Origin of the sequence: Kribbella albertanoniae, assembly GCF_004348455.1 — a bacterium.
GTDB lineage: Bacteria > Actinomycetota > Actinomycetes > Propionibacteriales > Kribbellaceae > Kribbella > Kribbella albertanoniae.
Genome location: NZ_SMKA01000002.1, coordinates 89917 through 102783 on the forward strand (window position 1 = coordinate 89917; position 12867 = coordinate 102783).

Consider the following 12867-nt stretch of genomic DNA (forward strand, 5'->3'; position numbering starts at 1 on the left):
AGAATGCCGGTCGACGGCTTTCCTTGACGCTGTTTCGAGCAACGGAGTAATGTCGGCGTGAAATGCGAACCGGCCGATCGGGGTGATGGCAGGATGCAGGCGATATCCGCCGGGACTGCGAGGCGGCTCGCTCTGGCCGCCCAGGGCTTCGGCGCCGACCGGTACGGAGCGCGGGTCCCGGCCGGGCAGTTGCGAGCGATGCTCGACCAGATCTCCGTCCTGCAACTCGACTCGGTCAACGTGCTCTGCCGCTCGCACTACCTGCCGCTGTTCGCGCGGCTCGGCGCCTATAGTCGCAACGAACTGGACGACCTCGCCTGGAGTGCGGACCGGGCTCTGTTCGAGTACTGGGTGCACCGCGCGTCGCTGGCGCGCCTGGCGTTGTTCCCTTTGTTCAGGTGGCGGATGGAGGCCGCTCGGGCGCATGTGTGGGACCGCGACATCCGGAACTGGCGACAGAGTTCGGATCCCGCGCTGCACGTCGGGCCGTCCGCGATCATCGAGGGCATGACGCGGATCTCGGCCGAACGACCGCGGTTGCTGGACGAGGTGCGGACCCTCGTCGACGACCACGGCCCGCTCACCGCGGCCGAGGCCGAGTCGAATTCGCCGGCCGGGCCGGCCGGCGAGGGGGGACGAATGTGGAACTGGAACGACGCGAAGATCGCGCTGGAATGGCTCTTCTTCGCCGGTGAGATCACCGTCGCCGGACGCCGGGGTTTCGAGCGGGTGTACGACCTGACCGAGCGGGTGCTTCCGGCCGCCGTCGTGAAGGGCCCGGCGCCAGATCGTGAGACCGCCCAGCGGGAATTGCTGAAGCTGTCCGTCGCGGCCCAGGGAATAGCCACCGAGAAACAATTGCGCGAGTATTTCCATTTGCCAGTGTCGGACACCAGGCAGCGTATTTCCGAGCTGCTTGAATCCGGCGCCCTGGTGCCTGCCGTGCTCGAGGGCTCGAAGCGCAGGACCTACCTGGCGCCCGAGGTGCCGGAGCCCGCCGAGCCGCAGGCCCGAGCCTTGCTCTCACCCTTCGATTCCCTGATCTGGAACCGGGACCGCACCGAGGAGCTCTTCGATTTCCATTACCGGATCAGCATCTACACGCCCGCGGCGCAACGGGTGCACGGCTATTACGTGCTCCCGTTCCTGCTCGGCGACCGGCTGGTCGCGAGGGTCGATGTGAAGGCGGACCGGCGCCGGTCGGCGCTGGTGGTCCCGTCGGCGCACGGCGAGCCGGAGATCGACCGGGCCGAGGTCAGCCGAGCGCTGGCCGCCGAACTGCGGCTGCTCGCCGACTGGCTGGAGCTGGATGAGGTGACGGTGCAGCGATCCGGCGACCTGGGCGCTCCGCTGTCCAAGGCGATGGCGTCGATCGGCGCATGAGTACGGAGGTCACCAGCCGCACCCCGTTGCGGATCAGTCTCTTCGGCGGCGGCACGGACCTGGACTGGTACAGCCGCAGTTTCGGCGGTCACGTCCTGAGCATCGCCATCGACCAGTACGTCGACGTGGTGGTCCGTCCCACGGACTACGACGGCATCACGCTGATCAACCGCGGAGCCGTGCAGGTCTACGCGTCGGCCGACGCGCTGCCGGCCGGTATCGTCCGGGAGTGTCTCGCGGTGGCCGGTGGCGGCCGCGGGATCGAGATCACCTGGAGCTCGTCGGTCCGGGCCGGTGCCGGGCTCGGCGGGTCGAGCAGTTTCACGGTCGGCCTGCTGAACGCTCTGCTGAGATACCGGGGCGGCTCGGCGTCGGCGGCCTGGCTCGCCGACCGCGCGTGTCATGTCGAGATCGATCGCCTGTCCGAGCCGATCGGCCGGCAGGATCAATACGCCGCGGCGTTCGGCGGCGTGAACTGGTTCCGGTTCGGGCCTGGCGTCGAGGTCGCGCGCGAACCGGTCGATATCGGCGCCGACTTCCTGGCGGCGGCGCGCGAGCAGATCCTGGTCGTCTCGACCGGCGGCTCCCGGCGTGCCGGTGCGATCCTGGCCGACGTCCGCGCCGGCGGCGCCGGCCGCTTCGAGGCACTGCACGCTCTGAAGCAGTTGGCCGTCCGGGGACGCGAGGCGCTGCTGGCCGGGGATCTGAAGGCGGTCGGCTGTTTGCTGGACGAGAGCTGGCAGCAGAAGAAACAACTGTCCGAGCGGGTGCACAACTCCTTCGTGGACCAGATCTATCGCGAGGCGCTGACGGCGGGGGCGTACGGCGGGAAGCTCCTCGGCGCCGGCGGGCACGGGTACTTCCTGCTGATCTGCCCCGCGCAGCGCCAGGCAGCGGTCCGGGCCGCGCTGGCCGAGTTCGACGAGCTGCCGTTCGCCATCTCGGCGAGCGGCAGCCGGACCGTTGCCCAACGCAACGTTATGCCCGGACCGCCAGATTGGCGTCGAGCCAGCCGCTGACGCTGCCGCAGTCGAAATGCCGTCCCGCGAGCTGGTGAACCGCGACGACGTGGTCCCTGGCATAGCGGTCGATCGCCTGTGCGGCCACGAACTCACCGGTCCGCGGGTCGGCGGGCAGTTGATCGAGGGTGCCGAGGAATCCGGGTCCGAGCACCATCCTGGACACGAAACACAGATCCGAATCGGTGCGGCCCGGCTCGGGTTTCTCGATCAGCCGCTCGAGCTCGAGCCGGCCGGCGGCCTGCCGTACCTCGACGATGCCGCAGGCCGATACGCGCTCCGGCGGCACCCGGACCACCTGAACAGCGGTCGACGAGGGCACTGCCGCGGCCGCCGCGGCGAGATCGGCAAGATCGTTGCCTTCCGCACGCAGGACGAGATCATCGGACGACACGGCCATCCAGACGTCGTCGCCGATCCAGTCGCGCGCCGCCAGCAGGGCACAGGCCGAGCCGTACGGCGCAGGCTGTTGCCTGATCCACGTCAGGCTCAGCCCGCGCAGACTCCGGTGGAAAGCCGCGACCGGTTCGTACCGGTCCAGACGCCCGGTCCGGACGAAGGACTCCCGCAAATCGAGATCCTCGCTGAAGTACCGCGGGACGAGGTCGTCGTCCGGCCGGAGCACCACAGCGATGTCCGTGAGGCCGGCGCCGGCGAGTTCGGCGACCAGGTGCTGGAGGACCGGAACGGCCCCGACCGGAAGCATCGCCTTGTTCAGCACGGCCGCGACCGGGAACCAGCGGCTGCCCGAGCCCGCGGCGGTGATGACTGCCTTCATGTCCCGGCCAGAATCATCGCACCGGCGGCGGCCAGGTCGTCGACCACGGTGACGCTCCCCGGCGCCGCGCCGAGTTGCCGCTCCTGTCCGCGCCCGCGTCCGGTGCGGACCAGGACGCCGGGAACGCCGACCGCTCGCGCTGCTTCGAGATCGGTGAGACTGTCGCCGATCAGAACCGAACGCTCGAGTGACAAGGGCAGCCGCCGCGCCGCCGTACGGATCAGGCCGGCGGCGGGTTTGCGGCAGTCGCATCCGTCGACCGGAGCGTGCGGGCAGATCAGGGTGTGGACCGGGACCGACGATCGCGCCAGCAGGTCGACCAGGTGTTCGTGGATCTCCACTGTTTGCCGTAGTGTCAGTCGGCCGCGGCCGACGGCGGACTGATTGGTCACGATGACCAGGCCGAAGCCGGCCCGGACCAGATCGGTCAGGATCCGGGTGATACCGGTGAACGGAACCAGTTGATCGACGGACGTGATGTAGTCGTCGCGGTTCTCGACCAGGACTCCGTCGCGGTCGAGGAAGACCGCGCCGGTGGCATCCGTCGGGTCGGCCCTGCAGACGGGACACAACGCGCGCAGGTCCGGCCGGCAATCGAGGACCAGCGGGCTGTTCCGCGTCCGGACGGTCATGCGCCCTGGCCGGTGGTGGTGTGTACGACCTGGTGCCGGCCGCGGACGAAGGTGGTCATCAGGTGGCCGATGCTGAGATGGATGTCTTCGGTCCGGCCGAACGAAGGATCCTTGGTGATGACCCCGATGGCGGCGTACTCCGCGACCGCGCCCGGTGACCCGAGGAGAGCGACGATCTCCAGGTTGAGGGCGGACGCGGTCCGGCAGGCTTCGACGACGTTCGTCGATGTGCCACTCACACTCAGGACCACGAGGGCGTCACCCGGCCGGGCGGACTGCTGTAGCTGCTGGGCGAAGATCCGGTCGTAGCTCACGTCGTTGGCGATCGCTGTCATCCACGCGAGGCTGCCGGTCAGCGGGAGCGCACGGCCGCACCGCTCGGTCTCCGGACAGTCCGTCAGCGCCTGGCTGAGATCAGCGGCGATGTGGGTGGCCGTCGAGGCGCTGCCGCCGTTCCCGGCCAGGTAGACGTCGTGCCCGGTACTGAGTTTGGCCCAGATCAGCTCGAGTGCGTCGATCAGACCCGGGTCGGCCCGAAGCCGGTCGAGGTCCTCGATCAGTGTGCTGGTGTACCGGTCGACGAGATCGTCCGCGTTCCGGAAGACATCCCAGCGCTCCTCGGTACTGCGGATGGTAGTGACGAACCGGCGCCGGTGGCTGCTCTGCGTCATCGGGGGTCCTCCAGCAGTTGGCGGCCGGCCAGGGTGGCCTGGACGACGTCGTCGACACCCTCGGGAAAGCCGATCTGCGGCGACCAGCCGAGCTCGACGCAGCCGGTGATGTCGAGGGTGACGAAGCGGACGTCGCCGAGTCGCTCCGGCTGCCAGTCGACGGCCGGCTCGGCCAGCCCGGCCGATCGCGCGACCGCGTCGAGAACCTGTCGCGTCGTCCGCGACGTACCGGAGCCGATGTTGTAGATGCCCTGGCCGGCGGAGACCGCGTGGACGAAGGCGCCGGCCACGTCGCGGACGTGGATGTAGTCCCTCGTCGAGAGGCCATCACCGTAGACCTGGACCGGCCGTCCGGTCAGCATCGCGTCAGCGAAGATGGCCACCACTCCGTACCCTGCGGCTGCTCGCTGGCGCGGACCGTAGGCGTTGCCGAGCGCGAGTGCCACCCACTCGAGGTCGTAGAGACGTTCGTACAGCTCCAGGTACTCGACCATCACCCGCTTGGTCAGGGCGTAAGGGCTGTCACTGCGCCGACTGAAGTGCTCAGCGGAGGCGCCGACGGGTTCGCGGTGCGATCCGTAGATCGTGCCGCCACTGCTGGCGGCGACGACCTTGGCGCCGACCTGCCGCGCCGCGTCGAAGACGCGCAACGAGCCGGCCAGATTCACCTCGCAGTCGAGTAGGGGCATCGCGACGGACCGCATGACGGACGGCTGCGCGGCCAGATGGATCACCCCGGCCGGTCCGAAGTCGAGCAGCCGCTGCCCGGCGACCGGCGTACAGATGTCGAGCTCCGCCAGGGTGTGACAGCCATGGCTCTCGTGCTGCTCGAGGTTCTCGCGACGACCTGCCCGCAGATCGTCGATGATCAGAGTTTCGTGCCCGCCGGCACACAGAGCATCGAGTACATGGCTGCCGATGAAGCCGGCGCCACCTGTCAAACAGATTCGCATCGCGGCGTTCTCCTCATCTCCAACTGATCGGCGACGCCACCCGGGCGATCGCCGAGGCGATGTCGTGCATGTCCTGCGCGTCTCCCAGCAACGTGCTGTGGTGCGTCACGACGCAGCGGTCGTAGAGGTCCTCGGTCGCCGTGAACTTGCGATCCTTGTTGCACTCGACGAAGTCCCGCGTCAGCGGCTGCAGGGTGGGTTTGGTCCAAGGCTGCAGCAGCCGGCTGCGGTGCAACGGCGGATCGCCCTGGTAGAACGGCCGGTGCAGCTCGGCGGTCAGGGCATCCGCGAGATGTTCGGCCGTGACGGCCGGCGGCAGCGGGTCGAAGACGATCGCGAGCTCGTAGATCGACATCTTCGTCTGTTCCGGACGCGGACGGATCAGCCGGACGCCGGGGACGTCGGTCAGCAGCTCGTCCAGCAGCCGGAAGTTGTGGTTGCGCCGTGCGTGCTGGGCATCGAGCAGCGGGAGCTGGGCGCACAGCACCGCGGCTCCGAACTCGCTCAGGCAGAAGTTGGAGCCGAGGATCCCGGCGCTCTCCTCGAGCGCGGGATCCGTGCTGTCGGCCCGGTACCGGCGGGAGTCGGCCCGCAGCTCCTGGAGAGCGGTCGCGAGATCGTCGTCGTCGGTCACGACGGCGCCACCTTCGCCGCAAGTGAGAACCTTGCCCTGCTGCATGCTGAAGCAGCCCAGTCGGCCCCAGGATCCGGCCGGCCGGCCGAGCCACTCCGCGCCGTGCGCCTGGGCGCAGTCCTCGACGATCTCGATACCGCGCCGGTCGGCGGCGGCCACCAGGCCCGGAGCATCGGCCATCACGGCCGACCAGTGCACGACCACTGCGGCTTTCGCCCCGACCTCCGCGTCGAGGTGCTCGGGTCCCATACAGCCGAGCTCGCTGTCGACGTCGACCAGGATCGGGACCAGGCCGGCCCGCAGCGCGGCGGTCGCCGACGCGACCCAGGTCAGCGCCGGCACCAGAACGCGGTCGCCGAACGACAGTTTCAGCGACTCCAGCGCCACGACGAGCGCGCTGGATCCGTGGTCGACGGGCACACAGTGCCGAGTGCCCGTGTAGGCCGCGAACATCTCCGCGAAGCGGCGTTCGAACAAACCCGACGAGCCCCATTGGCTGGTCAGCGTCCAGCGGTCGCTGCCGACGACTTCGGCCAGGTTCGCCTGGACGTCGGGGCTCGGTTGCGGCCAGCGCGGCCAGGGCCGGCTGGGATCACGGACGGGCCGGCCGCCGTGGACGGCGAGGATCGGTAGCTTGGTTTGGCTGACCATGCTGAAACGGTCGCGGATCCGGCTACATGCCGGGTACAGGAAGCCGGGTCCGGTCCTAGACGACCTCGAGAGTGGCCTTGGCCCGGCTGCTCGCCTCGAAATAGCGCAGGATGCAGATCCCCAGCAGGAGATAGCCGCTCGTCAGTGCGAGCTCGTGCAGCACGAGTCCGCCGACGTGCCCGAGGGAGGCACCTGCCGCGACCTCGCGGGTGGCCTCGATGGTCCTGGTCAACGGCAGCCAGGCAGAGACAGCCGGCATCCATCCGGGCAGCGCGGCCAGGGGCACGTTGACACCGCAGAAGATCAGCAGGACGCCGTACATCGAGTTCGCCAGGGTCGCCGTGTCGCGGACCCGCAGGCTGATCGCGGCCAGGACGAGGGCCAGCCCGGTGCAGGACACGGATCCCACCAGGACCAGTACGGCGATGGCCGGCCAGCGGCTGGGCGGCAGGTCGACCCGAAGCAGCCAGGCCCCGACCGCGAAGCTGATCAACGAGACGATCCAGGCGTTCGCGATCACCGGGATCGCCCGGCCGACGAAGGTCGCCACCCGGGGTGCGGGACTCGCGAGCAGCAGCCCGAGAGTCCTCGACGAGCGTTCACCGGCGATGGCACTGGTCATACCCCACAGGCAGGGCGTCGAGGCCGACTGCACCGCGTTGCCGATGACGAAGAACTGATCCGACTCGAGGTTGGCCTGCCGGCCCATGAAGGCGAACAGCAGGATCTGGAAGATCGGCAGCAGCACCAGCGTCGGGATGAAGATCCAGGGGTTGAGCCAGTTGAACAGGGCGCGGTAGCTGAGCAGACCACCGATGAACACGATCCGGGCAGCGGACATGGCACGACCAGTCAGGTGAGGGACAGGGTGGCATTGCGGCGGGCGGAGGTGAGTAGCCGCTTACTGAGGAGCAGACCGATGACGCCGTACGCGACCCCCAGGGCGACGCAGATCGCGCACTGCAGCCAGGGGCTGCGCCCGGCGGCCGCGTCCCGCATCCCGGCCAGTCCCCAGGTCGGCGCGAACACGTAGGACAGCGGTTTGACCCAGTCGGGCAGGATCGCGAGCGGGACGAAGAATCCGCCGAGCAGCCAGCCCGGGAACTCCAGCGCGTTGCCCAGTGCCCAGGACGTGCGATAGCGGATCACCGAGACCGACAGCAGGAAGCCGAGCATCGCCATCGCCGCGATCGTGACCAGGATGCTCACCAGGAAGCCGCTGATGTCGGCGACGGGAATGCTGATTCCGAAGGCGAACCGGGCCCAGAGCAGCGTGACGACCATACTGAGCAGGCCCATCGTGGCCATCGCCAGCGCGACCGGCGCCAGCACCAGCGCGAGCGGCGCCGGTGCCGCGACGAGTAGCTCGAGCGTCCCGGACCACCGTTCTTCCTGCAGCAGGTTGCTGGCCGCGGTCGCCATCGCCGACCAGATCCCCATCGCCGAAGCGCCCAGACCGGCGAAGATCAGCAGCTCGCGGTCGCCGTTCACGCGGAAGATGAGGAACGCGCTGGTCGCGAAGATCATCGGCCAGATCAGTTGCATGAGGGCCTCGAACGCGGAGACCGCGAACATGCGGAGCTGGAGATACCAGACCACGCCGACCAGGCGTGCGGCACGGACGACGCGGTTCACGAGCCGCCGACCAATGCGACGTACGCGTCCTCGAGCGTCGGCTCCCGGGTCAGTACCCGATGGACCACCTGGTCGTCGACGGCGGCCAGCACCGACCCGGTGACCTCCGCGCCGGGATGTCCCTGGACCACGAGCAGCTGCAGATGCCCGCGGACGCTCGCGGTGACGGTGCGGACGCCGTCCAGGGTCTCGATCCGGTCGATCGCTGTCTGCGGCAGGCCGAAGGTCTCGACCTCGATCACCTGGCCGATGTCGACGGAGGACTTCAGCTCCGTGGGCGTGCCCAGGGCCAGCAGCTGTCCTTTGTCGATGACCGCGATCCGATCGCAGAGCAGGTCGGCTTCCAGCATGTAGTGGGTCGTCAGCAGGATGGTCTTGCCGGCCTCGCGGAGCCGAACCACCAGCTCGCGCAGCTGGCGCGCGCCGACCGGGTCGATGCCGATCGTCGGTTCGTCGAGGAAGAGCACCTCCGGGTCGTGCAGCAAGCCGCGGGCGATGTGCAGGCGCTGCCGCATTCCGCGGGAGAAGCCCTCCACCCGCTCCTTCTCCCGCCCGCTCAGATCGACGAGTTCCAGCAATTCGGCGATCCGGGTCCGTTGGCTGCGCGGACTCACGCCGTACAGCTCGGCGAAGTAGCGCAGATTGTCCGCCGCCGACAGTCGTTCGTACAGGCCACGTTCGCCGCCGAACACGTAACCGATCCGGGAGCGGACCGCCTGTGGATCGCGGGCGACGTCGATACCGAGGACCCGCGCGACCCCGCTGGTGGGCAGGAGCAGGGTGATCAGCATCTTGATCGTGGTCGTCTTGCCGGCGCCGTTGGGGCCGAGCAGTCCGAAGAGCTCGCCGCGTTCGACCGAAAAACTGAGATCGCGGACGGCCTCGGTGGTCCGGTGGCTGCGCCAGAGGAGGCCGGTCGAGGTCTTGAAGGACCGGCAGAGATCCGTCACTTCGACTGTGCTCGTCACAGGCCCTCCGAGGGATTCGCGTCATCGCCACTGTTGGACCACCGGATACGCCGCGGCTATAGGTGCGCTACACGGCGACGTTCGTCCGCGTGCGGCTGTAGCTGACCTGTATGGGCCGCGACGACGCTGGCCGCATGAATGGCTCGGATGGGCAGGCCGACCGTTGGGCACGGCTGGTCGACGTACCGGATCTGAAGCTGCTCGATTGCTTGCAGACCTCGCTCGCGCTGGCGGCCGTCCATCGGTTCGGGCCGGACGCACACCTCGCGCTGGGAACCAACTGGCGCCTGCCCGCGGTGGTGGCCGGCTCGGTGGTCGTCGCGGCCGGCATCGAGGAGCGGCTCGACGACGGACGCCGGCTACTCGGGCTGGTGACGGACAAGCCGCGGCCGGTGTCCACCAGCCGCGACATCCGCGCGCTGGCGCCGTCGTCCGGCCTGATCTACCTGGTCGGGGACGCGTTCCTGATGCCGTGGCTTCCGTACGCCGGCCGTCGTCATCTCGACCACAGCGTGCTGATCGAAGTGGCCGACGACGAACTCTTGATGATCGACGGCTACCACAACGTGACCCCGTGGGGACCGAGTCTGCCAGTGGTCCGGGAGATCGGACCGTCCGAGCTGGACGACGTACTGAGTGGTCCCACCGTGGCAGCGGGCCTCGAGTTCGCCGAGTACCCGCCGCCGCTGACCAGCGCCGAGGTTCTGGCTGGGAACGCCGCCGCCGCGAGGGTCGCGGGGCCGGTCATCGACGGCTACCTTGCCCAGGCTCTGCAGCGATCGGCGACAGCGGACGGCCTCGACGAGCTGGTGCTGGACATCTGGCTGCTCGCTCGGGAACGCGCGCTGCACAGCCGCTGGCTCGGATGCGTAGGCCTGCCGGTTGCCCGGGCCGATGACCGGGTCGAGGCGTGGCAAGGGTTGATGCTGCAGAGCTTCGTCGCCCAGCGGCGGGCCGAGCGCACCGGCCGCGCCGATCCGGAGGTGATCGCCGAGCTGGGACGCCAGTTGCGAGCCGATGCCGAGTTCGCGATCGATGCCGTGGAGAACGTTTCCTGGGTACCGCAGCCCGGCGCTGATCGGGCGGTCGTCGCGGTCGAGCTCGCGCGGATCCTGCGCGAGGTGCTCGTCCTCGGCCCCGACGATCCGACGCCCGCCGGTTCCCTCCGGGACCTCCCCGGATTCGACTCCTTCCGACTGGTGCAGGTCATTGATCGCGCGGAAGAACGCCTCGGAGTCGGTCTTCCGCCAGGAGCGACCGCCGCCGACCTCTGGACGTTCGACGGCCTCTGCAGGCTGTTCGCGCGCGCCGGCTGAGTTGTACGCCGTCAGCCGCGGCCGGGGAGCTGGAAACACTCGAGGAAGATCCCGTGGGTGACCACTGTGGTCAACAGGTCGTCCTCGGCGAACACATCGGCGAGGCTGAACTCACGATCCGCGTACTTGGCCCGTAGTGTCGCGACAGTGCCGGGGTCGAAGAACCCCTCGCGTTCGATCCGGCGCGGGCTCAGGTAGCTGCTGACCCAGCTCTTGTCGAGGCGGACCAGTTCCCGCCCGGTGAACGACTGGAACGAGAACTTCCGCCGGCCGACGATCGAGGGTGGCAGGTACCTGTCCGCGATCCGGCGCAGCGGGTACTTCGCCGTCGAGTTGCGCAGCATCAGGTCAGGTGGGATCGCTCGGGCGCGGTCGATGACATGGGGATCGAGAAACGGGAACCGGGTCTCGACCGAGTGCGCCATCGCCATCCGGTCGCCTTCGTCGCTCAGGAGGTGATCGGCCAGCCGGAGCTTGAAGTCCAGGTAGGACCGCTGATGGAAGATGTGCCGTCCGCGCAGCCTGTCGTGATCGACCAGCGGCTGGACCAGGCAGTCGAAGTCGGCAAGTTGTTCGACCAGACTCCGCGAGTATAGTTCGCGCCGGCTGCGGTAGAGGCCCGCGATGTTCGGCCCGTAGGCCAGTCGGGGGTTTCCCCACAGCCGGTCCCGGGCCTGTTCCTCGGCGTCCGGTACCCGATCGCCGGCCCCGGCCGTCGATCGTTTGCGGTCGAACTGGTAGCCCAGATAGCCGCCGAAGAGCTCGTCGGCGCCTTCACCCGTCAGCACCACCTTGAACCCGTGCGCGTGCGCTACGCCGGAGAGCAGGTAGGAAGCGACGTTGTGCGTCCCCTTCAGCGGGCACTCGGCATGATCGACCGTACTGACGAGGTTGTCGAGGATGCCGTCGGCGGTGAGCTCGAGTTCGGTGTGTTCGGTCTTCAGCTCGTCAGCCAGCAGCTGCTGGAAACGCCGTTCGGATCGGGCGTCGTCGAACACGGTGGAGAAGGTGCGCGGCCGATCGTGACCGTTCGACCGGGCCGCCATTCCCAGTAACAACGAAGAGTCCAGGCCGCCGCTGAGATAGAACGCGTGCGGCACGTCCGCGTGGGTCCGCAGCCGGATCGCCTCCGCGAGCGACTCCTCCAGACCTTCCAGATGGCCGCGGACCGCGGCGTCGTCGACAGCGGTGAGTTCGCCGGCGTCCGGATAGTCGAGGTCCCAGTACTGACGGCGGACGAGGCCGTGGTCGTCGAGGACGAGCAGGTGGCCCGGCGGGAGGCTCGAGATACCGGCGAACATCGTCCGCGGGCTGACCAGTCCGGGCAGGGTCAGGATCATGTCCAGGCCTGTTGGATCCACTTCGCGCCGGACCCCGGGGTGGGCCAGGACAGCCTTGATCTCGGAGGCGAAGATCAAACGGCCGCCGGCGACGGTGTAGTGCAACGGCGCGATGCCGACCCGGTCCCGGGCCAGCACCAGCCGGCGGCGCCGGCCGTCGTACAGCGCGATCGCGAACTGCCCGTTCAGCCGATGGACGAAGTCCAGGCCGAGATCCTCGTACAGGTGAGCGATCACCTCGACGTCGGTGTCCGTCGTGAAGCGGTGGCCGGCTCGGGCCAGCTCGAGCCGGAGCTCCCGGTGATTGAAGATCTCGCCGTTGCAGCACAGCACCACGCCGCCGTCGGTCCGGATCGGCTGGTCACCATGTTCGAGGCCGACTATCGCGAGTCGGCGACTGGCCAGCCCGACGTGATCGATGCCGATCGATCCGGCCGAGTCCGGGCCGCGGTGGTCCAAGGTGGCGGCCATCCGGTGCAGCGCACCGAGATCCGGGGCGTCGCCGCGATCCAGGTCGGCGACACCCGCGATTCCGCACATGGCGTCCGCCGGTCCCGGTCAGCGCCGGTCGAGTTCGGCCTCGGACGAACCCGACAGCAGGACCGTGACCAGGTCGGAGACCGAGTCGAAGCTGGAGTCGAAGATCAGGTCGTCGTTCAGTTCGACGCCGAAGTGTTCCTCGAGTCCCACGATCACCCGAATCAGATCGAGCGAGGTCAGCTCCAGGCCGCCGTCGGCCAGCGCGGTCCGGCCGGTGATCTCCAGGTCGGCGCTCGGATGGTCGAAACCCTTCAGCAGTTCGGCGATCCCCTGATGAACCTCGTGTTCGGTGAGCACCACGCGATCCCTCCTCCGGTGGCCGGCTGCGCTGGTCGTTGTTCACAGCC

The 12867-nt window shown here is 68.8% G+C and carries 13 protein-coding genes; 3 read left to right on the forward strand and 10 right to left on the reverse strand.

Features of this window, described 5'->3' with window-relative positions; all coding sequences use genetic code 11:
- The first annotated feature begins 93 nt into the window (after positions 1-93).
- Both E1261_RS01240 and E1261_RS01245 read left to right on the forward strand, forming a co-directional pair.
- Positions 94-1383, forward strand: coding sequence for a winged helix-turn-helix domain-containing protein (locus E1261_RS01240; protein WP_132400359.1), 1290 nt, complete (start codon positions 94-96; stop codon positions 1381-1383).
- Positions 1380-2402 carry a GHMP family kinase ATP-binding protein gene (locus tag E1261_RS01245; RefSeq protein ID WP_132400362.1) on the forward strand — a complete coding sequence of 341 codons (1023 nt, stop codon included), beginning with the start codon at positions 1380-1382 and terminating at the stop codon, positions 2400-2402. The genes E1261_RS01240 and E1261_RS01245 overlap by 4 nt, the downstream gene beginning before the upstream one ends.
- Here the strand turns inward: E1261_RS01245 and E1261_RS01250 are convergent.
- From E1261_RS01250 to E1261_RS01285, 8 genes are read right to left on the reverse strand one after another with little or no spacing between them, the layout of a single operon-like run.
- Complete coding sequence (locus E1261_RS01250) at positions 2362-3180, reverse strand: sugar phosphate nucleotidyltransferase (protein WP_132400365.1); 819 nt, start codon at positions 3178-3180, stop codon at positions 2362-2364. The two genes, E1261_RS01245 and E1261_RS01250, sit on opposite strands and share 41 nt — an antisense overlap.
- A complete protein-coding gene (locus E1261_RS01255) occupies positions 3177-3812 on the reverse strand; it encodes a D-glycero-alpha-D-manno-heptose-1,7-bisphosphate 7-phosphatase (protein WP_132400368.1) in 636 nt (211 codons plus the stop codon). Before E1261_RS01255 ends, E1261_RS01250 begins: the two co-directional genes overlap by 4 nt.
- A complete protein-coding gene (locus E1261_RS01260; RefSeq protein ID WP_132400370.1) occupies positions 3809-4483 on the reverse strand; it encodes a D-sedoheptulose-7-phosphate isomerase in 675 nt (224 codons plus the stop codon). The genes E1261_RS01255 and E1261_RS01260 overlap by 4 nt, the downstream gene beginning before the upstream one ends.
- On the reverse strand, positions 4480-5436 hold the full coding sequence (locus E1261_RS01265; RefSeq protein ID WP_132400373.1) for an NAD-dependent epimerase/dehydratase family protein: 957 nt from the start codon (positions 5434-5436) through the stop codon (positions 4480-4482). Before E1261_RS01265 ends, E1261_RS01260 begins: the two co-directional genes overlap by 4 nt.
- A 13-nt stretch (positions 5437-5449) precedes the next feature.
- Positions 5450-6721, reverse strand: a complete 1272-nt coding sequence (locus E1261_RS01270) for a DegT/DnrJ/EryC1/StrS family aminotransferase (protein WP_132400376.1) — start codon at positions 6719-6721, stop codon at positions 5450-5452.
- Between the two features lie 55 nt (positions 6722-6776).
- The gene (locus tag E1261_RS01275; protein ID WP_132400379.1) at positions 6777-7562 is read right to left on the reverse strand and encodes an ABC transporter permease; all 786 of its coding nucleotides are present in this window, start codon (positions 7560-7562) and stop codon (positions 6777-6779) included.
- 11 nt (positions 7563-7573) lie between these two features.
- Complete coding sequence (locus tag E1261_RS01280) at positions 7574-8356, reverse strand: ABC transporter permease (protein ID WP_132400382.1); 783 nt, start codon at positions 8354-8356, stop codon at positions 7574-7576.
- Positions 8353-9324, reverse strand: coding sequence for an ABC transporter ATP-binding protein (locus E1261_RS01285; RefSeq protein WP_132400385.1), 972 nt, complete (start codon positions 9322-9324; stop codon positions 8353-8355). The genes E1261_RS01280 and E1261_RS01285 overlap by 4 nt, the downstream gene beginning before the upstream one ends.
- 134 nt (positions 9325-9458) lie before the next feature.
- Here E1261_RS01285 and E1261_RS01290 point away from each other — a divergent pair, with 134 nt between their 5' ends.
- Positions 9459-10640 carry an acyl carrier protein gene (locus tag E1261_RS01290; RefSeq protein WP_132400388.1) on the forward strand — a complete coding sequence of 394 codons (1182 nt, stop codon included), beginning with the start codon at positions 9459-9461 and terminating at the stop codon, positions 10638-10640.
- Positions 10641-10651: 11 nt separating this feature from the next.
- Here the strand turns inward: E1261_RS01290 and asnB are convergent, their stop codons facing one another.
- Positions 10652-12520, reverse strand: coding sequence for an asparagine synthase (glutamine-hydrolyzing) (gene asnB, locus E1261_RS01295; protein WP_132400391.1), 1869 nt, complete (start codon positions 12518-12520; stop codon positions 10652-10654).
- A gap of 18 nt (positions 12521-12538) precedes the next feature.
- The gene (locus E1261_RS01300; protein ID WP_132400394.1) at positions 12539-12820 is read right to left on the reverse strand and encodes an acyl carrier protein; all 282 of its coding nucleotides are present in this window, start codon (positions 12818-12820) and stop codon (positions 12539-12541) included.
- Positions 12821-12867: the final 47 nt, after the last annotated feature.